The organism is Streptomyces sp. NPDC048521 (assembly GCF_043199855.1).
Taxonomy (GTDB): Bacteria; Actinomycetota; Actinomycetes; order Streptomycetales; family Streptomycetaceae; genus Streptomyces.
Genome location: NZ_JBICWR010000018.1, coordinates 37,408 through 61,738 on the forward strand (window position 1 = coordinate 37,408; position 24,331 = coordinate 61,738).

At 68.4% G+C, this 24,331-nt stretch carries 22 protein-coding genes and 4 pseudogenes; 12 read left to right on the forward strand and 14 right to left on the reverse strand.

Annotated features, from left to right (window positions below):
* Positions 1-302: 302 nt before the first annotated feature.
* Complete coding sequence (locus ACGFRF_RS32535) at positions 303-926, reverse strand: LysE family translocator (RefSeq protein ID WP_393746130.1); 624 nt, start codon at positions 924-926, stop codon at positions 303-305.
* 28 nt (positions 927-954) lie between these two features.
* On the reverse strand, positions 955-1,695 hold the full coding sequence (locus ACGFRF_RS32540) for a metallophosphoesterase (RefSeq protein WP_393746132.1): 741 nt from the start codon (positions 1,693-1,695) through the stop codon (positions 955-957).
* A gap of 173 nt (positions 1,696-1,868) precedes the next feature.
* Between ACGFRF_RS32540 and ACGFRF_RS32545 the strand changes: the two genes are divergently transcribed.
* On the forward strand, positions 1,869-2,486 hold the full coding sequence (locus ACGFRF_RS32545; RefSeq protein WP_393746134.1) for a CGNR zinc finger domain-containing protein: 618 nt from the start codon (positions 1,869-1,871) through the stop codon (positions 2,484-2,486).
* Here ACGFRF_RS32545 and ACGFRF_RS32550 read toward each other — a convergent pair.
* The 3 genes from ACGFRF_RS32550 to ACGFRF_RS32560 form a co-directional block, all read right to left on the reverse strand.
* Positions 2,481-2,750 carry a hypothetical protein gene (locus ACGFRF_RS32550; RefSeq protein WP_393746136.1) on the reverse strand — a complete coding sequence of 90 codons (270 nt, stop codon included), beginning with the start codon at positions 2,748-2,750 and terminating at the stop codon, positions 2,481-2,483. The two genes, ACGFRF_RS32545 and ACGFRF_RS32550, sit on opposite strands and share 6 nt — an antisense overlap.
* Positions 2,751-2,764: 14 nt before the next feature.
* Positions 2,765-3,610, reverse strand: coding sequence for a hypothetical protein (locus ACGFRF_RS32555; protein WP_393746138.1), 846 nt, complete (start codon positions 3,608-3,610; stop codon positions 2,765-2,767).
* A 767-nt stretch (positions 3,611-4,377) separates the two neighbouring features.
* Complete coding sequence (locus ACGFRF_RS32560) at positions 4,378-8,130, reverse strand: DNA-binding protein (protein ID WP_393746140.1); 3,753 nt, start codon at positions 8,128-8,130, stop codon at positions 4,378-4,380.
* A 364-nt stretch (positions 8,131-8,494) separates the two neighbouring features.
* Between ACGFRF_RS32560 and ACGFRF_RS32565 the strand changes: the two genes are divergently transcribed.
* The 8 genes and pseudogenes from ACGFRF_RS32565 (at position 8,495) to ACGFRF_RS32600 (ending at position 13,914) form a co-directional block, all read left to right on the forward strand.
* Positions 8,495-8,641: a hypothetical protein gene (locus ACGFRF_RS32565; protein WP_393746142.1), complete on the forward strand. Its 147-nt coding sequence runs from the start codon at positions 8,495-8,497 to the stop codon at positions 8,639-8,641.
* Between the two features lie 8 nt (positions 8,642-8,649).
* Positions 8,650-9,651 carry a peptidoglycan-binding protein gene (locus ACGFRF_RS32570; protein ID WP_393746144.1) on the forward strand — a complete coding sequence of 334 codons (1,002 nt, stop codon included), beginning with the start codon at positions 8,650-8,652 and terminating at the stop codon, positions 9,649-9,651.
* Between the two features lie 43 nt (positions 9,652-9,694).
* Positions 9,695-10,099, forward strand: coding sequence for a hypothetical protein (locus ACGFRF_RS32575; protein ID WP_393746146.1), 405 nt, complete (start codon positions 9,695-9,697; stop codon positions 10,097-10,099).
* Positions 10,100-10,185: 86 nt separating this feature from the next.
* Positions 10,186-11,154: a hypothetical protein gene (locus ACGFRF_RS32580; RefSeq protein ID WP_393746148.1), complete on the forward strand. Its 969-nt coding sequence runs from the start codon at positions 10,186-10,188 to the stop codon at positions 11,152-11,154.
* Positions 11,129-11,693, forward strand: a pseudogene (locus tag ACGFRF_RS32585) (SigE family RNA polymerase sigma factor). Before ACGFRF_RS32580 ends, ACGFRF_RS32585 begins: the two are co-directional and overlap by 26 nt.
* 82 nt (positions 11,694-11,775) lie before the next feature.
* On the forward strand, positions 11,776-12,180 hold the full coding sequence (locus tag ACGFRF_RS32590; RefSeq protein ID WP_393746150.1) for a hypothetical protein: 405 nt from the start codon (positions 11,776-11,778) through the stop codon (positions 12,178-12,180).
* Entirely contained in the window at positions 12,177-13,493 is a 1,317-nt protein-coding gene (locus ACGFRF_RS32595) for a caspase domain-containing protein (protein ID WP_393746152.1), read from the forward strand. Before ACGFRF_RS32590 ends, ACGFRF_RS32595 begins: the two co-directional genes overlap by 4 nt.
* Positions 13,494-13,695: 202 nt before the next feature.
* Positions 13,696-13,914, forward strand: a complete 219-nt coding sequence (locus tag ACGFRF_RS32600; RefSeq protein ID WP_393746154.1) for a hypothetical protein — start codon at positions 13,696-13,698, stop codon at positions 13,912-13,914.
* Between the two features lie 91 nt (positions 13,915-14,005).
* On the opposite strand, the gene ACGFRF_RS32605 is transcribed toward ACGFRF_RS32600, so the two are convergent.
* From ACGFRF_RS32605 to ACGFRF_RS32635, 7 genes and pseudogenes are all read right to left on the reverse strand, one after another.
* The gene (locus ACGFRF_RS32605; RefSeq protein WP_393746156.1) at positions 14,006-14,338 is read right to left on the reverse strand and encodes a hypothetical protein; all 333 of its coding nucleotides are present in this window, start codon (positions 14,336-14,338) and stop codon (positions 14,006-14,008) included.
* 22 nt (positions 14,339-14,360) lie between these two features.
* A complete protein-coding gene (locus ACGFRF_RS32610) occupies positions 14,361-14,756 on the reverse strand; it encodes a transposase (protein ID WP_393746158.1) in 396 nt (131 codons plus the stop codon).
* Positions 14,757-14,772: 16 nt separating this feature from the next.
* Positions 14,773-15,081, reverse strand: a pseudogene (locus tag ACGFRF_RS32615) (transposase family protein); the annotation flags it as partial.
* Positions 15,082-15,088: 7 nt separating this feature from the next.
* The gene (locus ACGFRF_RS32620) at positions 15,089-15,427 is read right to left on the reverse strand and encodes a hypothetical protein (RefSeq protein WP_393746160.1); all 339 of its coding nucleotides are present in this window, start codon (positions 15,425-15,427) and stop codon (positions 15,089-15,091) included.
* Between the two features lie 84 nt (positions 15,428-15,511).
* Positions 15,512-15,897 (reverse strand): annotated as a pseudogene (locus ACGFRF_RS32625) (transposase); the annotation flags it as partial.
* 45 nt (positions 15,898-15,942) lie between these two features.
* Positions 15,943-17,010 (reverse strand): protein kinase family protein, encoded by a 1,068-nt coding sequence (locus ACGFRF_RS32630; protein ID WP_393746162.1) that lies wholly within the window; start codon positions 17,008-17,010, stop codon positions 15,943-15,945.
* 152 nt (positions 17,011-17,162) lie between these two features.
* A pseudogene (locus ACGFRF_RS32635) lies at positions 17,163-17,573 on the reverse strand (hypothetical protein); the annotation flags it as partial.
* Positions 17,574-18,054: 481 nt separating this feature from the next.
* Between ACGFRF_RS32635 and ACGFRF_RS32640 the strand changes: the two are divergent.
* Complete coding sequence (locus ACGFRF_RS32640) at positions 18,055-19,098, forward strand: SMI1/KNR4 family protein (RefSeq protein WP_393746164.1); 1,044 nt, start codon at positions 18,055-18,057, stop codon at positions 19,096-19,098.
* A gap of 44 nt (positions 19,099-19,142) precedes the next feature.
* Positions 19,143-20,002, forward strand: a protein-coding gene (locus ACGFRF_RS32645; RefSeq protein WP_393746354.1) for an IS5 family transposase whose coding sequence is annotated in 2 segments (ribosomal slippage) — positions 19,143-19,509 and positions 19,509-20,002 — 861 coding nt in all. Because the reading frame shifts where the segments join, the coding sequence is not laid out codon by codon here.
* 9 nt (positions 20,003-20,011) lie between these two features.
* On the opposite strand, the gene ACGFRF_RS32650 is transcribed toward ACGFRF_RS32645, so the two are convergent.
* Positions 20,012-20,602: a hypothetical protein gene (locus ACGFRF_RS32650; protein WP_393746166.1), complete on the reverse strand. Its 591-nt coding sequence runs from the start codon at positions 20,600-20,602 to the stop codon at positions 20,012-20,014.
* 34 nt (positions 20,603-20,636) lie between these two features.
* Here ACGFRF_RS32650 and ACGFRF_RS32655 point away from each other — a divergent pair, with 34 nt between their 5' ends.
* Positions 20,637-22,976: a lamin tail domain-containing protein gene (locus ACGFRF_RS32655; protein WP_393746168.1), complete on the forward strand. Its 2,340-nt coding sequence runs from the start codon at positions 20,637-20,639 to the stop codon at positions 22,974-22,976.
* Between the two features lie 773 nt (positions 22,977-23,749).
* Here the strand turns inward: ACGFRF_RS32655 and ACGFRF_RS32660 are convergent.
* On the reverse strand, positions 23,750-24,229 hold the full coding sequence (locus ACGFRF_RS32660) for an HIT family protein (protein WP_393746170.1): 480 nt from the start codon (positions 24,227-24,229) through the stop codon (positions 23,750-23,752).
* Positions 24,230-24,331: the final 102 nt, after the last annotated feature.

Genomic DNA, 24,331 nt, shown 5'->3' on the forward strand with positions numbered 1-24,331 from the left:
GGTCATGCTTGATGTCGGGGTCGGCGAAACATGCTCGGGCCGTCGGGTTGTCTCGTTGGTGGAGGTGCCGGAATGGCTTCGGTCGTGGGTCTGCTGGAGGAACGGGAGCCGGCCGCGCGGGAGCGCGTGGAGGGGCTGCGGGAGGAGGCGGACCGGGTGCTGTCCGAGCTTGCGGAGGCGGAAACGGACTGGCAGGAGTGGCTGATCGCCCGGCAGCGCGTGGGCGAGGTCCGGTCCGTTCCGCGAGTCGCGAGGCCGGCCCGGTACGGTCGTTTGCCGACAGTCAGGAGGTGGCTCTCGGCCTACGTCAGGGCGCTCCGAATGCCGAGGGCGATGAGGACCGCTGACGTAACCTTGGCGGCAGTTTGCTTGAAGCGGGAGGTGTGCAGGGCGTGTGAGGCACGCAGGACGAGGAAGGTCCACACGGCGAGCCAGAGTGCGATCAGCAGCGCGTGGGCGGTGGCCAATGTGAGGATCTGGCCGCCGAAGGGCTGGCGGGGTGCGATGAACTGGGGGACCAGGGTCAAGTAGATAGCTGCCGCCTTCGGGTTGAGGACGTTGGCGAGCAACGCTTGGGCGTAGACAGAGTCCGCCCCCTTCGGCCGGCGTTGGCGGTAGGGGACGGGTGCCGCGTTCGGTGCGGCGGAACGCCATGTCCATATGCCCAGGCCGATGAGGTAGACGGCACCGATGAGCTTGACGGCGGTGAAGGCCAGGCTGGAGTGCATGACCAGGGCTGACAGGCCGGCTATGGCGAGAATGGCGTGGATGTACAGGCCGGTGACTGTGCCGAGGATGACAGGAAGAGCCTGACGACGGCCGCTGTCGGTGACGCGTTGGATCAGCAGGGCCAGGCTGGCTCCGGGGGTGGCGATCAGGGGAAGGACCGCCACCAGGAACCCCGCGACGGCGTAGGGATGGACCACAATGCCTCCGGATCGTGCGAGCGGGGGATCAGAGCACGACGCGGTAGTGGGTGGTCAGGCGCCGGTCGTCGGACAGGATGTGGAACGCAAGGCCGGGCGGCTGGTCGCGGTCTGCGGCCTTGGCGCCCTCCCAGGGCATGCGCAGGGTCCAAGTGATGGCCGGTCCGACGATCAGCGGACGCGCGGCGAAGGTCGAGGCGGCCGCGGTGTGGGCGTGGCCCGTGAGGACGGCGGCGACCTGCGGGTGCGCGTCGAGCAAGTCGGCCAGTTGTCCAGGCTCTTCGAGCATGCCGGAGTCGGGCAGGGGGTGATGGAGTTCGACCGGCGGCTGGTGGAAGGCGATCAGTGCCGCGGTGTCCTGCGGCAGCGCGGTGAGGGTGGTGTCGATCCAGGCGAGTGTTTGGGCGTCGAGGCGTCCCTCGTCGCGGCCCGGGATGGTGGAGTCGCACATCAGGATGGTGGTGCCGGCGATGTGGTGGGCCTGATTGATGGGGCCGTGGTCGGGTGCCTCTCCGAGCAGGGCCTTGCGGTAGGCCGGTCGCGCGTCGTGATTTCCGGGGCAGGTGAGCACGGGGAAGGGGGCGGTCAGGATCTGAGCTGCTTCCTCGTACTCGGCCTCCTCGCCGTGATCGGCGATGTCCCCGGTGACCAGGAGTGCGTCAACCGGGTGGGGCAGGGCTCGCAAGTAGTCCATGACGCGGGTGGCGCGTCGGGTTGCCCTCTCGCTGCCGTCCAGGTGCAGGTCGCTGATTTGTGCAAGCAGCGTCATTCCGCAGTCGCCTCCCATGGCGGGCTCAGCCGCCGACCTGTGCCAGGGCAGGTGTCTCCACCCACTCCCGTCTCTAACGGAAGTTCTTCATTTTCCGTTAGAGACCTTAGGGTGTGCGCAGGGATGTGATCAAGTGGCTGACGACCGGGCACCGAGATGGAAGGGGATGCCTTGTGGAGCGCTGGCTGGCATTGGAACTGGCGAGCACGATTCGCCACGACGGAGATGGCGGCGTCGCCGATGACCTCGCCACGGTCCAGGGGACGACGCACTGGATCCAAGAGCAGGGGGATCTGCTGGCCGGCCACGTTCCGGCTGGAGAACTCGCGGCGGATGAAAATCTCAGGCTCGGGATCATCGAGCTTCGGCAGGCAGTCCGGGCCTTGTTCGCCCGAGTGGTCAGTCCCGCTCCCCCCAGCCCGGCGGACGCCCATCGCCTGATGACTGCTGACCAGGCAATGGCCCACCTCAACACGGCTGCCGCGCGGGAACTCGTCGCCCCGCAGATCGACTGGCCCGCCGAAGGAGTCCCTACCATCCGACTGCTGTCGGCGGAAAGCGATCCGTACGTTCGGCTTGTCGCGGCCCTGGCCCGAGCCGCCATCGACTTTCTCAGCGGCCCGCAGTGCACGCAGTTGCGATCCTGCACCGCGCCCCGCTGCGTGCGCTACTTCGTCAAGAGCCACGGGCGGCAGGAGTGGTGCAAGCCGTCATGCGGAAACCGCGCCCGAGCAGCTCGTCACTACAGGCGTCAGCGCACGCCAGCTGATGGCGGTTCTGCCCCGTCATGATCGCTCAGGGGAAGCCCCAGGGCCGGGGCTGTCGCCGACGGCCACCAGGCGACTCCCGGGCGCCGTCCAGGCTGATTGTCGGATGACCTGGCCGGCGTCGATCAAGTCCTCGCCGTTCAGCACGATCCCGGTCAGCAGGGCGCGTTGCAGGCCGACGGCGTCCATCAACTGGTAGGCGACGGTGCGCAGGTCCTCTTGGTGCGCGGAAGGTTGGGCCAGGCGGCGGGTCTTCTCCCCACTGGTGCGATGCGCCCTCGCGGTCATGCTGCCCGGGGCGATCACGTACTCAGCGCCGAGGCGGTGATGCCGCTGCCGAACGCGCTGGTGTCGATGCCGGCGTTCGGGTAGTCGGTGCTCAGCGCGCTGATCGGCTTGGTCGGGATGCGGTGGGCGACCTCGGCGGCGTACGCGTTCTCCAGGTCGGTGTCACCGGTCACGGTGTGCCGGGAGTAGGCCGCGCCGACCTGGCCCCACATGTCGAACTGGAAGTACTCGCACGTCTCGTGCGTGATCTGGTAGCGGACCTGGGAGATCGTGCTGTCGTCGAAGAGGAAGGTCAGCAGGCCGTTGTGCACGCAGTTGGCGTTGCGCTCGACCAGCGCCAAGGGCAGTGAGACGCGGGTGCGGCCCCCGTCGCCGTTCTCGTTCCAGGCGCGGCCGCCCTCGACGATCAGGTTCCAGTACGCACTCTGGGTGATCTGCAGGCCGCGGGCGGCAGGGATGACGTGGCTGCCGTTCTGCACGAGGTCGATGCTCACCGGCGGCAGGTGCTTGAGCGCGGCGGTGGCCGCGTAGTGGTAGGTGTCCTTGATGGTGCGGAAGCCGCGTGCGGTGGCCACGCCGTTGAGCGTCAGGGTGCCCTCGAAGGTGTGCGTCGGGGCGGCGGCCGCCGCGGGCAATGCGAAGGCGTCGTTGGTGACGGTGCCGGTGGCCGCGCCGCTGGTCAGGTCGGCGGCGGTCAGCACCGACCTGGTCACGGCGCCGCTGCCGGTGAGCGGATCACCGGGTACGGCGGTCGCGGCGTACGCGGGTCTCGCCGCCAGCGGTGAGAACGGCACGAGGGCCAGGGCCAGTACGAGGACGGTCAACACGGCCCAGCGGCGCCGGGCATACAAGAGGGACACGGTGAACTCCTCGGGAACGCGAAGGGGTGGTGCCCGCATTCTGGGGACGCGCGGTGCTGCCGTCGAAGACCAATCGGAGTTCGACGGCATGCCTCGAAGGCATCGGTGGGGGTCAGAGACCGGCCGGCCGTTGGCCGCCGGGGGTCAGAGGCCATGGGGTGCGCAACCGCCGCTGGTGGGCAGCCGGCAACCGGGCGAGGAACTCGGCGGTGCGGCGCGGGACGTCGAGCCGTCTCCCGAAGTGCCCCGGGAACGCGAGGCCCTGCTGGCCTGGCTGGCCGAGTCGACGGAACAGCTGCTGGAGCACACTGCAGGAGACCGGCCCGGAGCACGGTTGCTGGACGTGGTGGGGCCCGTCGGCCGGCCGCGGACAGCGTCACCGCGGCGGTGCCGACGTCCAGCGCTGCGCGGGCCCTGCTCAGCCGCACCCCCAGACCGCCGTCGACGGGAACGACGTCACACGGCACGGATCCTCAGCGGCCCGCTCCGCGCGCTGAGTCCAGGTCCCCGATGAGCTGATCAAGCGGGAGCAATCCGCTGAGGAAGAACACGCCAAGCTCGCCGGACTGACCGGTGACGACTACGACGCCCTGGCGCCGCCGACGCAAGGCGTCCGAGAGAGTGCAGGCCGCTGTCACGGGGCACGACGAAGCCACCGAGAGCGACCGGTATGAGCTGGGCAGGCCGTGAAGAAGGCCGCGCGGCACGCTCCGATCGAGGCCTGCTGATCCTCGCGGGCCCACTCCACTCCTACAGGCCCTCCGGGTTCAGCAGGAGGTTGCGTACGGTACGTCGTGGATGTACTTGTGCCAGTTGGCGCGCGACAGACCGGATCCGACGCGTCGACATACATCGGTGGCCATCCGCCGTGCATCGACGCTGTATGTCAGCACCGGCATGTGCTGGGCGGAGACGTACAGGGTACGGTCGTCCTTGCCGAAGGCCAGCGCCATGACGCCGCCCCCAGGGTCGGAGAAGGCGGATCCGATCGGGCGCCGGGAAGCGACGTCCCACAGCCGGACCGAGCCGTCCGCCGTTCCGACGGCAAGCGTTTCGCCGTCGTGCGAGAAGGCCAGCGCCGACACGCCGATCGACGAGCTGCCATCGTCGGCCGCGGCATCGGCGGACTCAGGAGGGAACTCGGCCAGCCACTGCCGGCCGTGGCGGCCCCAGAGAGTCACCCAGCCCGACTCGTCGCCTCCGGCCAGATAGCCGCCGTCATGGCTGAAGGCCAAGCGAGCGGGGATTCCCTGCATGAGTGCACGGTGGGTGACCGCCCGGGAGGGCAGATCGACCAAGTCGCCCTGGGTGGTTGCCAGGAGGCGGTCGTCGTCCGCGACCGTCAGGCTTTCTCCCCAGACGCCGGGCAGCCGGCTGGATCTCGCCCTCCGGCGTACGTCCCACACCTCGGTGCGCTCCTCGGACAGCGACACCAGGAGGCTTCGGCCACCAGGCGCGAGTGCGATCGCGTCGATGGTCTCGATGTCGTCTGCTGTGGGCGGGAACCGCAGTGTGGTCGGCCGGTTCGGATGGCGGGTGTCCAGCACCTTGACCCAGGGCGGTTCGTCGGATGCGGTGTCCTCACTGGAGTAGGCGAAGGTCCGGCTGTCCGAGGCGAACGTCATGACGTCGGAGCACTGTGGTTCGCAGGGCGCAGTGGGCAGTCGGTCGGCCAGCACCTCGCCGGTCGGTACGTCCACCAGCCGCATCCGGTGCCTGCCTCCGGCCTGCCGGGTCTGTGCGAGCAGGCCGCCGTCGGGGCTGAAGCCCGCGCTCACGGTGGTGTCCTGCTGCCAGGCCTGATCAAGAGCGTGTCCCAGCGAGACCGTCCAGACAGTTGTGCTCGAACTGCCTGTCGCACAGCGGAGCACTCCCGCCTTGAGATCGATCCGGATGGCTCCGAGGTCCTGGCCGTCGGCCCATGGGATCCGGAACACCGGGGTGGCTGGATCGTCCGTCCGCCACAGCTGGATCTCGTTGTCGTCCGCCGTGGCGACGAACCGCCCGTCCTGGCTGAACTCGGCCTGCGTCAGGCCGCGGTGCTTGATCTGGCGCAGTTCACGCCCCGACGCCACGTCCCAAGTACGCAGGCCGCTTCCGGAGGCGACGGCCACCCTGCGGCTGTCGGGTGTGAAGGTGATGGTGCCGGTGCGGCATTCGTCCTTGTGGAACGCCGTCTCCCAGGCGCCCGGCAGCCGGCGCCGCCGCGTTACGTCCCACACCTTGAGCTGATGGTCGGGGCACATCGCGGTAAGACGGTCGTCAGGGCTGACGGTGGCCAGGCTCATGGTGGTGAACTTGACGTCGGTGAAGGCCGAGCCTGTCGCGACATCACTCACCGCACCACTGGAGCCCAGCCTGTTCTTGAACACCACGCGCCGGTGCCGCAGGTCCCACAGCCGCTCCACGGATCCTGTTCCGTCGTCAGGACCGGAGGCCGCCAGTGTGTGTCCGCTGGGGCCGAACCAGACCGTGTCCTCGTCGTGCCCGGGCAGTTGTCCGGTCTTCTTGCCGGCATCCAGGTCCCAGACCTGGATGCCGGATCCGGTGGACGCGAACGCCAGGATGCGGCCGTCCGGGGAGACGTCCGGCCATGAGGCGTCGGCTATGCCCGGAATCCTGAACGAGGACAGTTGCCGATGGCTGCGCACGTCCCACCGAGTGACCCGCTCTCCGGAGACGGAGACCGCAGTCCGGCCGTCGCGGTCGAGGTACACCTCGGTACCGTCCGCCTGGTCCGGGATCCGGAACGCGTCCTGTTCCTTCTGCGCCACGGAACCCATCAGTGCCGATCGGGTCTCCGGCAGTTCGGCGATCCTCCACGCCGCGAGGCTGAGCCGCATCGCGATGGCAGGCTCGGACGAACGCAGGCTTTCCGCGACGGCTGCGACCCGGCGGGCTTCGTCCTGGACGCGTTGGCGCTGACCCGCCCGGTTCTGCTGCCAGGCGACCAGGCCGGCCATCAGCGCCAGGACGACCAGGCACGTCAGGGCCACCACGAAGGTACGCAGCCGCCTGGCGGAACGCGCTGCCTGCTGCTTCTCCTGGTCGCGGGCCGCGAGGCCGGCGGACAGGAATGACTGTTCCAGTGGGGTGAGGTGAGCATGCCGCTCTGGTGCCGCGAACGCCTCCTGGGCGATGGCCAGCCGAGTGCCTCGGTAGAGGGCGCCTGGGTCACGGTCGAGGTCCCGCCAGGCTCGTGCGGCCTCGGTCAGCTGGCGGTGGGTTCGTATGCGGTCGCGTTCGGCGTCGATCCATCCGCTCAGCCTGGGCCACGCGCTGATCAGGGTCTCGTGGGCGAGGTCCACCGTGTCGTCGTCCAGGGTGATCAGCCGGGCGTGCGCCCATCGTTCCAGGACCACGTCGGCATCGGCTCGTGCGGTGTCCGGGGCGCTGCTGACGAGTTCGCCGCGGTCGGTGGGCCGTCGGGTGTCGGGCGTGCCGTCTCCAGGAGTAATCAGCCGCAGCAGCATGTGCTTGGTAAGGCCGGCCTGCGCGGGGGTGAGCTTGCCGAAAGCGTCTTCGGCGGTGCGGGCGATGGCGCCCTGAAGGCCGCCGGCCGATTCGTACGCCGCTTCGGTGAGGGCACGGCCCTTGCGGCGGTGCCAAGTCTCCAGGAGAGCGTGGGACAACAGGGGCAGCGCACCGGGTTCGCCGGAGACCTCTTCGATCAGCCGCGCCGTCAAAGAGCGTTCGACGATCATCCCCGCGGCCTGGGCGGGTCTGGTGATGGCCGCGCGTAACTCGTCGCTGCTCATGGGGCCGGCCAGCACAGTCGCGTCCTGTAACGCGGCGGTCAGGGCGGGATGTTCGGCGCAGCGGCCGAGGAAGTCCGCCCGGACGGCGATGACGACACGCATTCTGCTCCCGGGACCGGTGGCGGTCAGAAGGCGGTCGATGAACTGGTCGCGCTCGGCCGGGTCGTGGCAAAGGGTGTAGATCTCTTCGAACTGGTCCACGATCAGCCACGTGTCCCCGTCGCCGCCCTGTGAGGTCAGCCGCTGTTCGTGGGTGCGCAGGGGGTGTTCGCCCGGGGTGAGGATGCGTAGCGCGGCTGGCTGTGGGGCGGCCGGGTCCGGGTTGCGGAGACGGGGGATGAGGCCGGCGCGCAGTAGAGAGGACTTGCCGCTGCCCGAGGGGCCGAACACGGCGGTGAACCGACGGACACGGGTCAGCTCGACCAGGCGGTCGGTGAGTCCGTCGCGGCCGAAGAACAGATCGGCGTCGCCCGGTTCGAAGCGGGCCAGTCCCCGGTACGGGGGCTCGACGTCCTGATCCTCGGTTCGGGGTTCCGCCACTACTTCAGCGGCCGCCTGCCGCCAACGCTCCTCCCACTCCTCCGGATCACCGCTGCACGCCTTTACGTAGGCCAGCGTGACGGGCAGGGTGGGCAGCCGCTCGCCGCCGGCGGCTTGCGACAGAGTGCTTGTCCCTTGGCCCGCGCGCTGCGCCATCACCCGGTAGGTCGGGCTCCCGGCGTCCGCCCGGAGTTTGCGTAACTCGGCCGCGAATCGCGCCACCGGCCCAGTGGTGGGATCGAGTGGGCTCTCAGGACGTCCCGCCATCGCCAGCTCACCTCTCTAGCCGCCCGCTCCCCCGTGGACGCGGCGCGAGGCCGGATAAGGTACGCAACCTCGTGGCAGGAGTGCAATCCGAGGGCCTCTGCTTTGGCCACTGCCGCAGCGCATGGCCGTGACCTGCGGCGCGGCCATTGTTCAGGGCGGCAGAGCCGGCTGCCCATTCAATTCCCGGCCCGCTGAACTCGATGGTGAACGGCGGTCACCCAGGCCCAGCGTGAGTTGTCGGACGGCTCGACGGAACTCCGGCACAAGCGCGGGCCAGGCGGCCAACCGCCCGAGTGAAGCAATGAAGGAGCCAGTGGTCATGAGCGAGAACGAGCAGACGCCGCCTTACCCGCAGGGCGGCGCGGGGGTCTTCGACATCGACCCTGATCAGACCGGCGTCAGCCAGGACCCCGCCCACGAGGTCACCTCCGACCTCGACGCACTCCCCGACGACATGGAGCTCTGAGACCTGCCATGGGAACCGCACAGGGAATGATCGCCGCCGCCCGCAAGCTGCTGGGCACCACCGAGCACCCGCCCGGCTCCAACCACAACCTCATCACCTCGTGGTACGGCTTCTCCGGCCCGTGGTGCGACATGTCCATCAGCTACGAGGCCGCCCACTCCGACAACCTCAAGGCCGTGATGGGCAAGTTCGCCCTCACCACCGCCCACGCCCGCGCCTTCCAGAGCCACGGCCGCTGGCACTACGGTCTGGGCGGCATCCGCCCCGGCGACGTCGTCTTCTTCGACTTCTCCGGCGGCCGGTCCATCAGCGGCATCGACCACGTCGGCCTGGTCGAGGCCGTCCACTCCAACGGCACCATCACCACCCTGGAGGGCAACACCTCCGACGCCTTCCGCCGCCGGGTCCGCGGCCGCGCCTGCGTGGTCGGCTACGGCCGCCCCGCCTACGACGGTGCGGCCCCTATGCCGAGCCACGACGGCATCCTGCGCACAGGCTCCACCGGCAAGGCCGTCAAGACCCTGCAGGAGAACCTGAACGCCGTGCAGAAGGCCGGCCTCACCGTCGACGGCCAGTTCGGCCCCGCCACCGACCACGCGCTGCGCACCTTCCAGTCGAAGTACAAGCTGACCGTGGACGGCGAGTACGGCCCGCACACCGCCGCCGTGATGAAGGCCGCCCTCGCCGGCCGCAGCGGTGTCATCAAGCCCAAGGCTCTCGTCGCCGCCCCCGCACCGCTCGCCGTGGACGGCCAGTTCGGGCCCGCCACCTGCGCCGCCCTGCAGCGCGCCCTCAACAGCAGGACGGAGGCCGGGCTGGACGTCGACGGCGCCTTCGGTCCGCTGACCGTCAAGGCCCTGCAGACCTACCTGCAGGTCACCGCCGACGGCGTCACCGGACCGCAGACCGTCACCGCCCTCAACAAGCACCTCGGCCTCACGCCCCAGGACACCTGGGACACCAGCACCACCACCCAGCTCCAGAAGGCCCTCAACGCCAACACCTTCTGACCGAGCCCAGACCGCACCACCTCCAGCAACCCAGGGAGATCACATGCGCCTCGCCAGGCACGTCGCCATCGCCGTCACCACAGTCACGCTCAGTTGGGGCATCATCGCCGCGGCTCCCGCGCCCGCCGTCCACGGCCCGGTCAGCAGCCTCTCCGCGTCCTCCTGCAACGGGCCGCTGCACACCTACCGCGACGCCGGCTACCGGGGAGGCTGGAAGAGGTTCTGCTCCTCCGACAAGGACCTGTCCAACAACAAGTTCGACAACGGGTCGAAGGTGGACGAGCAGATCACCTCGGTGAAGAACACCGGTGGCTGTTACTGGAGCCTCTTCCGCAAGAAGAACTTCCACGGCGTGAGCACGCGCTCCTACCCGCACACCAAGGACTCGAACCTGAGCAACGACGCGGTCGGAAACGACGCGGCCCGCTCGCTCAGGCAGGAGTGCTGAGCCCCCCGCAACTGTGCGACCCGCGGTTGCCCCGCCGTCACCGTACGGCGGGGCACCGCTCTCTTCGACGCCCCAGGAGGCCACCCATGCGTCACCGCCGCATCGCCGCTCTCGCCGCCGTACTTGCTGCCACCGTCCTCGCGCTGGCCTGCTTGCATCAGCTCCCCACCGCGTCCGGCAGCCGCCTCCCGCTTTCCCCGGCCGTGCCCGCAGCCGACCAGGAGGCGAGATCCCTGCTCCTCCCCGTCGACGACTACACCCTCGACACACCGCAGACGACATTGATCCTGTCCGCGGAGGACCAGCTCACCGCCGCATGCATGGCGCGCCTGCACCTGAAGTGGCGCCAACTGACACGCCATCCCTCGCCGTTCACCCCGAACAGACTGCGGTACGGCCCCATCGAGCCCCAAGTCGCCGCGCGATACGGGTATCACGAGCTTCCCGACCCCGACCTGTCCCGGCGCGAGCAGCAGAGCACCGAACGCGACGCCGGACTCAGCCCCCGCCAACGAGCCGCCGCTTACGGCACCCCGCACCGGCCTGGTTGCCGTTCCCAGGCCCACACACGTCTGCTGGCACAGGTGCCGGACGTCCCCTGGGACCTGCTCAACCAGATCACCACCACCAGCTACGGCCTCGCACGCCAGTCGCCTGCAGTCACCACCGCCGGCCGTCGCTGGAGCACCTGCATGCGCCGGCGTGGTTTCCACTATGCCGACCCGGCAACCGCAGCCGACGATCCCCGCTGGAACACCAGGTTTGCGAGCCATGCCGAAATCGCCACCGCCCAGGCCGACGTCGCGTGCAAACAGCTCACCGGCCTGGTCTGGACCTGGTGGCGGACCGAGACCGCGCTGCAGAACGAAGCCATTGCCCGGCACGCCCGCCAGTTCCGCGCCATCGCGGCCGCCCGCAACCAGTACCTGACCCGGGCCCGGCAGGTCGTCACCAGCACGTCGGCAGCCGACACAGCCGCGCTCTTCCCGGACCCGGCTCTCCCTTCCACTCACGACGGAGCCAACCAGGATGAACACGCACAAGAACCCAGGTGAGGTACTCGACTTCGAGGAGTACGTCCGTACGCGCCAGGACGCTCTACTGCGCAGCGCCCGACGCCTGGTCGGCGACCCACTCGAGGCCCAGGATCTGCTGCAGACCGCACTGTTACGCACGTACCGCCGGTGGGACCGCATAGCGGACAAGCAGCTCGCGGACGCCTATCTGCGCCGCGTCATGATCAACACGCGCACGGGGTGGTGGCGGGCCCATAAGCTGCAGGAGCTCCCCATCGAACAGTTTCCGGACGCACCCGTCGGGGACTGCGCCGCCCAGCACGCCGACCGCGCGCTGGTGATGGACATCATGAGTGCTGACGCTCCGACAACGCAGCGTCGTGATGCTGCGGCACTGGGAGCAGATGACCACAGAGGAGACGGCCGCCGCCATCGGCTTGGCGCGTGGAACGGTCAAGAGCACTCTGCACCGTGCGCTCGCCCGGCTCCGTGATGAGTTGCAGCGCCGCGACCCCGACTCCGCTTCGGCGTCAGCCGTCGGCCGTGGATGCCCACCGACCGGCCGTCGGACACGCTGATGGGTGGGGCAAGCCGCATCCTCGGCGCCAACGGATGTGAGGTCTCTGGGTGTTCGGCTGCTGTTGTTGGCACCATGGCCTCATGAAGAAACACGGGGAGTGTGAAACGCCGTCTGCACGCTGCACCTTGAGGTTGCACGTATCGGCCGAGCCGGGTGTGGAGGCGGAGGCGCATCTGGTGTCGCTGCGGGATTGGCTGGCTGCGGAAGAGGCGCTGCGCGGCCGGGTGGAGCTACTGGCCCACACGCCGCAGCCGGGGCAGATGGGGGCAGCGCTGGACGTGCTGGTGGTGGCACTGGGCTCCGGCGGAGCAGGAGCCGTGCTAGCCCGGTCCTTGTCGACCTGGCTGGTGCAACGCCGCGCGGACGTCACCGTACGACTGAGCCGCGGCGATGGGCAGGAGGTCACCGTGGAGGTCCGCCGGACCAGCGATCCGCAGGCGGTGATCGGTGCGGTCGGGCAGCTGCTGGAAGGTGGGGAGGAGTGAAGAAGAGCGCACCGCGCTTCCCCGACGGTGCCACTTCCCGGGTGGTCCTCCTCGGGTGCGGCGACTTCGACGACATCGATCTGCCAGCGATTCCCGCCGTTAAGTCCAACCTCGCGGACCTTCGCTCCGCGCTCACGGATCAGACACACGGAACCCTGCCTCCGGAACACTGCCGGGTGCTGGCCGATCCGGCCGATCACCGCAGCGTCGGCATGGCGCTTGCCCAGGCGGCACGCGAGGCGGAGGACCTTCTGCTCGTCTACTACACCGGACACGGTCTGCTGGACGAGGACGGGCTCCTCCACTTCGCTCTGTCCTCCACGGATCCCGGTCACGTCGGCTTCACCGGTGTCCCAGCCGACCTGGTCAAGCGCTACCTCGGCCGGGCCCGGGCACGCCTGCGGGTCCTGGTGCTGGACTGCTGCTTCTCCGGCCGAGCCGTGGCCGCCATGACCGAATCCGGCAGCCTTCTGTCAGCCCAACTCGACGTGAGCGGCACCTATACCCTCACCTCCACCACGGCCACCGCACCCTCCCATGCACCGCCCGGGCAGCGCCACACCGCCTTCACCGCCGCACTGCTGGACGCTCTCAGCGAGCCGGAGCCGCTGACTTTGGACGGTATCCACCAGCACATCGACACTTTGCTGCAGGGGGCAGGGCTGCCGCGGCCGCAAAGGCGCTCCGTCAACACTGCCGGGGACATCGCCCTGGTCCGCGGCCCCGTCCAGCCATCCGGAACGAGCGCAAAGGCGGCAGCCGACGGCGCATACGAAGTTCGTTTTCGCCGGACGCCGCCGACCGCCCTGCCTGCGGACGGCCACCGCGACACCATTGCAGCCGTCGTTTTCCTCGCCGGCACGGTGACACTGACACTGGTTTTCGGCGGCTGGCGGGTCCTGCTGAGCATGACCGCAGCCGTGCTGGGGTTTGTCGGTCTCATCACCGTGCTGGCCGTCGTTGCGGCGAGAGTCCGCCACGAATTGATCATCGACGGGGAGGGGCTGAGAATCGCCCACGGAAAGCGTTCGGCCTGCGTGGCCTGGGCCGATATCGAGTGCGTCGGCGTACTGCGCACAATCGCCAACCACTCCAACGTGCTCGTCGTGCGGTTGCGTCCCGGCACACCCCGCCCCCCGGGATTCGGGAAAGGGGCCAACAACCACGTTCCGGACCAGCGTTATGTCATCCTGGGAACACTCGGCACCTACGGAGTCGACCCCGTGCGCCTGCGCTCGGCAACCGAACACTTCGCCGGCGGCATCTACCGCACCGACCAACAACTACTGGAGATGGACCCCCGGCTGCGCTGAAGGAGCCGGGCCGGGAAGCCCGGCTCCTTCAGCCACGATCTGCTCGGCTTGGCCCTCCGTCTGCTGCCGATCCACCCACCCCAAAGGCCTCACATGAGCAACGCATACTGTCGCTTCCTGAGAGGCCTTCTCTTTCCGCACCTCGTGTGACGTCTTCGCTGATCAGGCATGAAGGAGCTACTGCCGCGGGAGCCTGGGCTCGTTGCAGGACGAGATGTCGTGGAGGTGGCGGGTGCCGTCGATGCGGGCGGTTCTGGAGACGCGGCAGAAAGCTGCAGCCGCACAGGTGAAGGACCTCGAAGCCGAGTCGGAACGGGTGCGGGCGGCTCTGGCGGACACGCAAGAGGTCCACCGGCGCCGGGTGATCGGCCTTGAGCAGTATCTGGAGGCGCCGGCCGAGGGGAGGCTTCCCTCGACGTGACCAGTGGGGTGTCGAGGAGGAAGCCGGTCGGACGGCGTCGGGCGGTGCCTCACCGGCGACAGGCGACCGAGGTGGAGGAGGTGTCGCCGGGCTATGAGGCGTTGATGGCTGCTGCGCTCGAGGCGGGCGACGGGCTCGGCGCCCGCCGGGCAGCGGTGGTGCTGGGCTGGGACAGGGCGTCCGCGCGTCGAAGGAGCCAGAGCACGGCTGAAGCGGCTGGTGGAGCGGGGCTGGCTGGTAGAGCGGAAGCCGGGCAGGTTCGCGCTGCCCGTGTCGGCGCAGGATCCTGATGCCGGGCGGCCAGGCGGCGGCTCATGAGCATGGTCATCGACCACAGAATGACGGCTTGGCTGGTGTCGGTGCGCCGCTCGTGGTCACGGACCAGGCGCCGGATGCGCAGGCACCAGGCGAACGTTCTCTCCACGACCCAGCGGCGGGGCAGGACCTCAAAGCCGCGGGTGGCGTCGCTGCGGCGGACGATGTCGAGGACGAGTCCGAGCTGCGCTCAAGTCGACGAGGTAACCGGTGTATCCGCCGTCGGCCCAGACCCGTGCCAGTCGCCCGAAGCGGCCGTTGGCCGCCGACAGCAGAGTGCGGGCGGCGTCCCGGTCGGTGGTCGACGCGGGCGTGACCAGCACGGCCAGCAGTAGACCGAGGGTGTCGGTGAGCAGGTGTCGCTTGCGTCCGTCGACCCTCTTGCCGGCGTCGAAGCCCCGCGAGGTGAGGGCGACGGTGGGGTCCGCCTTCACCGACTGCGGGTCGATGACCGCCGCACTCGGCTCCCGGTCATGGCCTTCGGCATCACGGACGGCACCGTGCAGGCGGTCATGCAGCTCGGCCACGAGTCCCGCATCCCGCCGTGTCCTTGCGGAACCGCTTGCGTGGCTGGAGAGCGAGCGCGGGTCCGAGCTGGTCGATGATGCGGTCTGCCGCGGACTTGGACGGCCCGAAGAGGGGTGCCAGCTGGCGCAGAGTGAGGTTCGTCCGCCAGTAGGCGGCGACCAGCAGCACGCGGTCCTCCAGCGGAAGACTCCACGGCCGGCCCTTGCGCGCCGGATCTGCGTCCTCGCGCCGGAGTGCGGTGATCAGCTCGCCGAACTGACGCGGGCTCAGCCCCCTGAACGGGGCTGTCCAGGAGGGCTCCCACGCCGTGATCACACCAGTCACCGCTTGATCATTCCACTGCTTCAGGTCCTCCCTGCTCGAACGCGATGCGGCAGCGTTCCACCTGTTCGGCCACGTGCTCCATGAACCAGCGCATGATCTCGTAGGGGATGACGTGCTCGTCGTGGCTGTGGATGTGGACGGTCGGCTCCAGGTCCGGATCCTCGTCAGGTATCACCGCCACCAGGAAGGCCACTCCAGGCACATGTGCTTCCGCGTTGGGGATCTCAGCCCACGTGGCCGGCGCCGAGACGGCCTCGCTCAGCTCCACACACCATGCGTCGTCCGGCAAAGCGTAGTGGAACTGGACGGCATAGTGACGGCCTGCATGAACCCGCAGCTCTGGCATGTCCGCAGGCTGTCACAGCCCCGCGTCGGAGTCTCGCGAGTATCCCGCTCAGCACCCGGCGCGGGCTCCAGCCTGCGTTTGGGGAACAGCCTCTACATGCGAACAAAGCCTACGACCGGGCTGCTTGACGATCCTCGGCTCGAAGGAGCCGTCACGGTCGCGGGGCACGGCCATCTCCACCGGTCCCACGTCGGTCAGGACGGTCTTGGAGCGTGTGCCGTTGCGGGAGTTGCCGCCGTCCTTGCCCGCTGGGTCGTGCTTGTCATAGCCGAGGTGGTCGGTGATCTCGCCCTCCAGAGCGGATCCAACAGCCGCTTGGTCAGCTGCTGGAGTAGCCCGCCCTCGCCGGTCAGCTGCAGGCCTTCGGCCTGGGCCCGGCTCACCAGCTCATCGATCAGCTGGTCGTCCACCGCCTTCGCCGATACAGCCCCTGCCGACTCGACAGCCTCCTGCTCGGCCGACGTTCTCACTGGTCATCGATGCATCTTCCATGATCGGGAGTTATACCGAACGATTTACAGTCCCGCCAGGGCCTGCCGCACCTCAGCTGCGGGGAATGGAGTGCGCTTAGTCTCCGTAACAAGGCGATGGGCGAAGTCATCCATGACGACGGCGTGCGGGGCATGGCGATCAATAATCGCCATGATCCCGGGAGGAATGCCGTCGGGGCGGCGGCCTGCGATCCATTCGCGCAGGAAAATCCCGAGTTCCGTGTCACCGCGCACGGACTCGGGAAGGTGGTGGCGCAGCAGATGCCACGGTGCGTAGCAGCGGTCATACACCAGGTGGTCGGAGAGGAAGGCGGCTTCCTGAGCCGAGAGCTCGAAGTGGCGACTGAGAGCAAGCCCGAAGTCCGCGAAGTACACCTGTTGACCGTCGGTCAGCAGGTTGGCGAAGTGCGCGTCAAAGTGCACCAGCCCGCGTGAACTCATGAACTCGGTCCCCTGCACCAGCGCGTCTTCCACCCACAGATAGGAGGAGTCGCCTCCTGGCTCCGTGCCCGCCGTGTCACGGGTGGCGCTGAGCCAGGCCGCGAGTGTCTGAGGCACGTGCTCCAGGAAGAGCACCAGGCTGAGGGAGGATCTTCCGATGGCTTCCAGCCGATGACGTACGGCAGGCGATCCCTCCCAATGCGCGACGGCTCCCTCGACGCCTCCGAACTCATCGGCGAAGTCGGCAGGAGGCCGGTCCGGCAGAACCCGCCAGTGATACATGAGCGGGAAACCGGCAAACTCGTCCCTCAGAACCCAAGCGGTGGTCATGACATGCGCGGCTAGTTCGCGCCAAGCCCCGAATCCTGCCGACCCCACCCCGTACTGGTAGTAGAGAGGAAGCTCGAACAGGTTGGCGGTCGAGCGCACATGCTCCGGCCGCAACTCGGTGTCCGTCAGCGGGATCCGCTTGACGAACACAGGTATCCCCGCGACCTCCATCTCGCCCCGTCTGCCACCGATGCCCGAGCCCAGTGCCGGCGCGGCAGCCACCACATCGCCGAGTCTTCGGTCGCTGAGCAACGAGAGCTGTGCTCCTACGGCCGCATAGGTGGATACACGTGCGGCGGGTAGTGGCTCGGTCTCATCCATCGGTGGCTCCTGCCTGACATCATGCTGACCGCTGTCGATCATGCCAGGCGTCCCAACGCGGCTCCCGAAGTTGCCGTCAACGGCTCCCCAAGAAGCCGAGACAGCCAACATTCTCCGCCACGGCCTCCCGGCTCGTCCGTCGCCTCCAAGTATCAGCAACCGACGAACTGCCCCCTCAACAAAGGAGCACTGCCCTGAGCCTGATACCCCTCCCCACCCTTTCGAGTGAAGTGCAGAGAGGTCCAGGAGTCTGCGGATCCCTGCCACCGTGAATCGGATGGTGCCGGTGGGGTCGTTTCTGCGCCACCCTTTCGGTGGTCTGGGCCGCGACGCCGGGCAGAAACGCGGGCAAGCATGGCCAGGGTGATGTGGCGATACCAACCCGGATAGCGGCGGACCTCGTACTGGTCGAGGCCGCATTCGTTCTTGGCGGCCTGGAAGGCTTCCTCGATCGCCCAGCGCGAGCCGGCGATCCGGACCAGGTCAGCAATGCGGGTGCCGTTCGGGGCGTAAGCGAGGTAGTAGGCGATCTCGTCCGGGCGGCCCAGGCTGCGGCGACCCAGTACCCACTGCTCGTGGGTGGGCCTGTCGCCGTCGAGGACACCGATCGCCGGGCCCAGGCGATCGGCAGGGGTGAGGCCAGGGCTCGCAGGATCATCGCGCGGGCCAGCTCGCCCTTGGTCGCGAACCCGCGACTCGAAGTAGAACCAGACGTCTTCCTCGTCCCAGTAGCAGCGCATCCATGAGGTCACCCATCCATGATGAGGGGCCTAGCAGCGCGGATTTCGGGAGCATCTGGCCGGGCTGTTGGCGCCGCGGGAGGCAGCCCAACGGAGTGCTGTGGCGACAGTGTCCGGATGGACCAGCGGGCGCCTACGGCGGGGGCGGACGTGGCCGCTCACTGCTCACCACCGCCATATCTGACGGTCCCTGTATGGCGCTCGGGCCCCGCTGTGTGATGGGTCGGGGCGCAATGCGAGCGTGGTGACTATGACCACTGACACACCAGCAGATGTGCGAGTCACCCGGGCATGGAGCCGGATCGTGGAATGGCTTGCCGAGTACGCCCCGCCGTCGTACGCGGCCCTCAAGCCCGGCGCCTCCGACGACGAGATCGTGGCTCTCGAAGATGCCCTCGGCGTGAGCGTTCCGGAGGAGTTGAAGGCGCTGTGGCGGCTGTCCGCCGGTGAGGACGGCGTGGCCGGTTCGGGGCTCATGCTGGGCAACTGGGCCCTGATGCCGCTCGACGCCGTGATCGAGCTCTACCAGATGCAGATGCGGTTTCAGGAGGAGAACGGCGAGGATGAGGATGCCCTGGTGCTGTGGAAGCCATCTTGGATACCGTTCTGCTCCTTCAACCCCGACGACACCGTCTACGGCCTCTACCTGAACGGCGAGACCGGGGAAGTATGCAAGTGGACCAGGTTCGGGGACCGCGAGCGGGAGTACGAGTCGCTGCCCGCCTACCTGGAACTCATGGCGGTCAGCCTGGAAGCCCCCTTGGCGGCGGACGGGCCGCAGAAGCCCGGCATGATGGGCGGCGCCCTGGTGTGGGGACCCCCTTCTGACGGGGAGCACAGGGACCAGTGGGTGCGCCACCTTGGCCAGGCGCCGCCGCGCCATCCCGCGAAGACTCTCGGCGCGATCCGGGAAGCTCTGCCCGGCGACGAGGGTGCGGGGTTCGACGAGCAGCGCGACGCCCTCGACCTGACCGACCCCGAGGCCGTCGCCGCCTTCCGGGACTACTGGTGGGAGCGTGCCGTGCAGGCTCAGGAGGAACTGGAGGACGACGTTGCCGCCGCGCTGGGCGGGAACATCATGGTCCGGCCCGGCCGCAAGCTGGCGCCGGAGTACGAAGCCACGCTGCCGCGCGCCATCCGCCACCTCCCGCCGTCCATGGACGACATCCGCGCCGCCCTACGCCACGAGAGCGTCCGTGCACGGTTCGACCGGGAGTTCATGGACGCGATCCCGCCGCACTATCCGGCGCTGCTGCTGCGGTGGTGGGACATCGCCCGCCTGATGGCCGACCCTCGCGGCGACCGGGCCGTACGCGCTGTCATCAACGACCGCCGCGCCTCGGGCTAGGGTCCGTCTTCGAAGATCACCGGGTTGTGGATCATGGTGGGGTGATACGTCGTCATGAGCTCACTGATCAGGAGTGGGAGTTACTCGCTCCGCTGATACCGCGGGCTGCGACGGGCCGGCCGCGGGTGTCGGATCGGCAGGTCATCAACGGGATGGTTTACAAGATCCGGACCGGGATCTCCTGGCGTGACCTGCCGGAACGCTACGGCCCCTGGCAGACCGTCTACACCCGCTTCCGCCGCTATGCACTGGACGGCGTGTTCACGCGAGCTCTTCAGCAGATCCAGGCCTGTGCGGACGCGGTCGGCGACATCGACTGGCTCGTCCAGATCGACTCCACCATCGTCCGCGCTCACCAGCACGCCGCGGCCACCGGCCGAAAAGGGGGCGCCAGTGGCAGGACGAACCGGACGATCACGCCCTCGGCCGATCCCGAGGAGGCCTGACCACCAAAATCCACCTCGCCTGCGACGGCAAAGGCCGCCCGCTCGCCGTTCTCGTGACGCCGGGCCAGCGGCACGACAGCATCTGCGCCCGCCCGCTCCCCGAACGCATCCGAGTACCCCGCACCGGCCTGGGCCGACCCCGTTGCAGACCCGACCAGGTCATCGCGGACAAGGCCTACAGCTCCCGCGGCTTCCGCGCCTACCTGCGTAAACGTGGCATCGCGCATACCATCCCGGAGAAGACCGACCAGCGACGGCACAGGCACAACTGCGGCCGCCGCGGCGGGCGGCCGCCAGGGTTCGACCGGGACATCTACCGGCAACGCAACATAGTCGAGCGCTGCTTCAACCGGCTCAAAGGCTTCCGCGGCATCGCCACCAGATACGAGAAGACCGCGGTCTCCTACGAAGCAGCGGTCACCCTCGCGTCATTTCTCCTCTGGGCAAGATCCGTTTGAAGACGGACCCTAGTTCAGTGAAAGCGCCTTCCACCTCGCCAACTCCTGGCACCACGGCTGGGAGACCGTCGCCGCGCTCATCGCCACGACCAAGGCCACCGCCCGGTGACCAGCCAGCCCCGGACGCGACTGGAACGCGTACGCGCCTCGGTCGGGATCGCCTCGCTGGCCCTCCAGCAGATCGAGGACGACCTCACCGCCGACGACGTCGACCAGGAGGAGCTCGCCGCGATCCTGCGCGAGGTCATCCAGGACACCGACCCGCCCGGCGGCTTCATGGCCTGTGTCGCGCAGCTGCTCACCGTCGCCGCGCGCCGTGCCGAGCAGATCGAGCCCGACCGCGACGGAGACGCCTCCTGCCCGCTGCACGAGCCCGCCGCCCTGATCACCGACAACGCCGGGATGCGGCTCATCTGGACCGCCCACGCCCTTCACTCGCAAGGAGCCAGAGGCGCACGCCGGGCTCGGTCCGCGCGAGGACTGCCCGCAGTGCGTGGACCACATGAAGAAAGGCCAGCCCGCCCACATGATCGTCCGCTGACGGCGCTGCGCGAAGCCGCCGCCCTGCTCACCCATCACCCCGGGCAGCACCCCGTCCAAGCTGCCCGGCACCCCTCACTCCCAAGGAGTCCGCATGACCGAGCTGATCTACCCGGAGCTGCGGGAACTGCTCAAGGTGAACCAGATTTCCAGCCGGGTGGACCACGGCTCGCCGCACGTCTTCATCCGCACGGTCGGCTCCACCGGCCGCCGCATCATTCAGAGCCTGGTGGAGGACGACGCCTTCTGGTCCTGGGCGGTCATCGAAACCTTGCGCCACACCGGAGTACGGGCCGAGGAACTGACGGAACTGACACATCTGGCACTGGTCTCCTATCGGTTGCCCGAAACCAGAGAAGTCGTTCGTGTAGCGGCGATGTGCGCCTGGCGTTCTGATGGTCAGCAGGTGGCATTCAGTCGGAGTACACGCTGTTTCAACGTCGTTTCACCAGAGTTCCGCCTCGTGCCTACTTCACACTCACGCGTCGGCGTCGCCTCGGTTTGTGCCGCGGCTTTGACGTCCTCAGGACTGGTTGCCATCGGTCTGTTTGCCGCTCAGCCTGCAGCTGCCGCTGACCCGGCCGGCTACCAGAACGTTCGCATCAACGAGGTCACCTCCTCGAACAATGACACCGTGGAGCTGTACAACTCCGGCTCCACCGCGGTGAGCCTCAGCGGCTGGAAGATGTCCGACGACAGCTTCTCGCCGCAGTCGTTCACCCCGTCCGCCACCACGATCACTGCCGGGGGGTTCGTCACCTTCAACTCGCCCAAGGGGCTCGGTGACTCGGACAAGTTGGTGATCTACACGGCCGGCGGCGCTGTGGTCGACCGCGTTGAGTGGACCACCGACAAGGCGAAACCGGCGATGGCACGCTGCGGGGGCGACGGCACCGGCGCGTGGGTGACCGCGACTACCGCAACCACGTTCGGCGCTGCGAACGCCTCGAACTGCCCGTCGTCGATCCCCTCGGCGAGCCAGGTGCGGATCAACGAAGTCACCTCCGACGGCTCGGACACCGTGGAGCTGTACAACGGAGGAACGAGCGCGATCAGCATCGGGGCGTGGAAGTACGTCGACAACGACACCAGTCACTCCCCGGTCTCGATCTCGTCCTCCTCTCCGAGCGCGACGAGCATCCCTGCGCGCGGCTATGTCACGTTCAACTCCGCCCTCGGTCTGGGCGACAACGACTCGCTCTTCCTCCTCGACAGCAACGGCACTACCGTCGACTCGGTGACCTGGGCCACCGACGGCGCCAAGCCGTCCGATGAGCGCTGCACAAACGGCACCGGCTGGTTCCAGATCTCCACGACCGCGACGCTCGGCAGCGCCAACTCCTGCTCCGGCGGTGGTAGCGGCGGCGGTCAGACCGGCCATCTGCTGGGCGGCGGGGGCTCGCTGATCAGCAGCTGCACCCCTGAGGCGCCGTCCGGCACGAGCTCGACTCCGCCGGGCACTTCGGCGTGGCCGGGCGGGCTGGACGTCACGATCACGGACAACGTCTGCGCGTTCACCACGTCCACCGGCCCCGAGGGCCGCGACGTGAGCGGGCTGGCGTTCGACCCGGCGAACCCGTCGGTGCTGTGGGCCGCGAAGAACAAGAGCTGGCTGTACAAGCTGGTCAAGAGCAACGGCAAGTGGGTCCCGGACCCGTCGTGGAGCACGACCGGCAAACAGATCCGCTTCGCGGGCGGTTCGGGCCAGCCGGACTCTGAGGGAGTGACGGTCGGCGGCAATGGCCACATCTACGTGACGTCCGAGCGTGACAACGCCAACAACACGGTCCCCAAGGACACGATCATGGAGTTCGACCCGGCTGCGACCGGATCGACGCTGACGCCGGTCCACCAGTGGGACATGACGTCGCAGTTTCCCCAGCTCAACACCGGCAGCAAGGATGACGCCAACCTGGGCTTCGAGGGCGTCGGGTACGTGCCCGACAGCTGGCTGACCGCGAACGGCTGGATCGACCCGCTCACCCACGCCGCCTACAACCCGGCCAACTACCCGCTCCACGGCTCGGGCCTGTTCTTCGCCGGTCTGGAGTGGGACGGCACGCTGCACATCTACGGCCTGAATTCCGACGGCACGTTCACCACGTTCGGCACCATCGCCACTGGCAAGGCGTCCGTGATGGACGTGATGTTCGACGCCGGAACCCAGCGCATCGTCGCGACCTGCGACAACACCTGCGGCGAGACGCACACTTTCATGAAGGTCAACGCATCCGGCGCGATCGTGCCGGATGCGACCTACACGAACCCAGCCGTCATGCCGATCAACAACCTGGAGGGCTTCGCCATCGCGCCCATGTCGACCTGCGTCAACGGCTTCCGCGAAGCGGTCTGGAGCGATGACGGCATCTACGGCTTCGGCTCTGGAAGCTCCTCCTACGGACACGCCCTCTACAGCGGCGCTTTCCCCTGCTGATCCCCCAGACTGCAGGAGACGGCTCACGCACGGGGCCGCCTGCAGGTGAGGTGGAGCCAGGACCGAAGAGGCTCCCAGCCCGTAGGTAACGATGAAGCTTCCGGCAGACGGTGTCATGACCACTGACTACCGGGAGCTTCGTCGTACTCGTCTCCCCTCTCTCGCTCTTCGATCAGCTTTCTCGGGTGCGCCCCGCAGGTCGGTGAACAATCGCTCGCCAGCAGGGCGGGCAGTGTCGCCCGGGCTTGTCAAAGGGATGCCGGCCGCTGCGGTGCCCTCTGGTGATGATCCAAACACGAGGCGGGGCATGCGGGTGTGCGAGGCGGCGCCGTCGCTTCAGCGGTCGAGGCGGACGAGAGGTGAAAGCGGGATTGGGGAGGCCGGGGTTCTGAGGGCGGGGTGGGCGGTGGTCGCAAACCACCCTTCACCGAACTACCGGACGGGGAGGAGTGGTGGCACGGCTGCGGGGACATCCACCTCCCGATCCAGGGCGGGGCCGCCGGCCTTGCCGTACCGTCCAACCCACCGGTGATCCCCGACGCCCGATCACGATCCATCTGAGCTCTGACCTGCCCTCACCGGCGTGACGGATGCTCCGTGCCGCTTCGGCCCGTTCGACGGAGGCCGGGGCGGTCGCGGTGGTCCAGAGTTCCCTGCCCGAGGGAAGTCCCTGCCCGAGGACTGCTGGACCGGGACCGCGAGGTCGCAGTCGAGCACGTGCACGCCCACCTTCCGCGCGTGCTCAAGACGACCACCTCATGATGCGCCTGCTGTCAGTGCGTCGAGCGCAGACGGTCCAGCTCGTCCCCGATCGCTTTGCGCAGCGGATCGTGCTGCGGACCGAGTGAGTACTGCTTGTCGGTCCACTTGTCGCGGGGATAGAGCCATACCGGCATTCGAACTAAGTCGGACGGCTCCCACTCGAACCGGGGCCATACGTGCGCATGCAGGAACCCGTCGGTGTTGCCCAGGATCTCCAGATTGACCCGCCGGAAGGCCGCATCCATGCGACGGGATGATCGCTCGACTGCTTCTCCGAGTTGGTCCATGTCGGACAGGAAGGCCATCCGCTTGTCCCTGGGCAGGTCCGACAGCCTTTCCACCTTGGGATCGTCCACCAGGAGCACCGAGTAGCCCGGGAGGAACTGCACATCGCCGATCGCTGCGAACCCCGCGTTCAAGCGCCGCACAACTGTGGGGTTTTCGCCTCCCAGGGCGCTCCCGACCCGATCCATCCGCCAGTCATCAACCACGGCCAGAACCTACCCGGTCGCGATCACCACCCCACCTGGGATGTCGGGGCATCACCGGCGGTCCGATCCGGTTCGTGTCGATCATTGCCAGGGCTACTCTTC

Bases quoted from the DNA above. Each gene is read 5' to 3' on its own strand.
- ACGFRF_RS32580 (WP_393746148.1), top strand. From the start codon at position 10,186: ATGCGTCACCGCCGCATCGCCGCTCTCGCCGCCGTACTTGCTGCCACC.
- ACGFRF_RS32590 (WP_393746150.1), top strand. From the start codon at position 11,776: ATGAAGAAACACGGGGAGTGTGAAACGCCGTCTGCACGCTGCACCTTG.
- ACGFRF_RS32630 (WP_393746162.1), bottom strand. From the start codon at position 17,010: ATGGATGAGACCGAGCCACTACCCGCCGCACGTGTATCCACCTATGCG.
- ACGFRF_RS32655 (WP_393746168.1), top strand. From the start codon at position 20,637: ATGACCGAGCTGATCTACCCGGAGCTGCGGGAACTGCTCAAGGTGAAC.
- ACGFRF_RS32570 (WP_393746144.1), top strand. From the start codon at position 8,650: ATGGGAACCGCACAGGGAATGATCGCCGCCGCCCGCAAGCTGCTGGGC.
- ACGFRF_RS32550 (WP_393746136.1), bottom strand. From the start codon at position 2,750: ATGACCGCGAGGGCGCATCGCACCAGTGGGGAGAAGACCCGCCGCCTG.
- ACGFRF_RS32565 (WP_393746142.1), top strand. From the start codon at position 8,495: ATGAGCGAGAACGAGCAGACGCCGCCTTACCCGCAGGGCGGCGCGGGG.
- ACGFRF_RS32540 (WP_393746132.1), bottom strand. From the start codon at position 1,695: ATGACGCTGCTTGCACAAATCAGCGACCTGCACCTGGACGGCAGCGAG.
- ACGFRF_RS32620 (WP_393746160.1), bottom strand. From the start codon at position 15,427: ATGCCAGAGCTGCGGGTTCATGCAGGCCGTCACTATGCCGTCCAGTTC.
- ACGFRF_RS32575 (WP_393746146.1), top strand. From the start codon at position 9,695: ATGCGCCTCGCCAGGCACGTCGCCATCGCCGTCACCACAGTCACGCTC.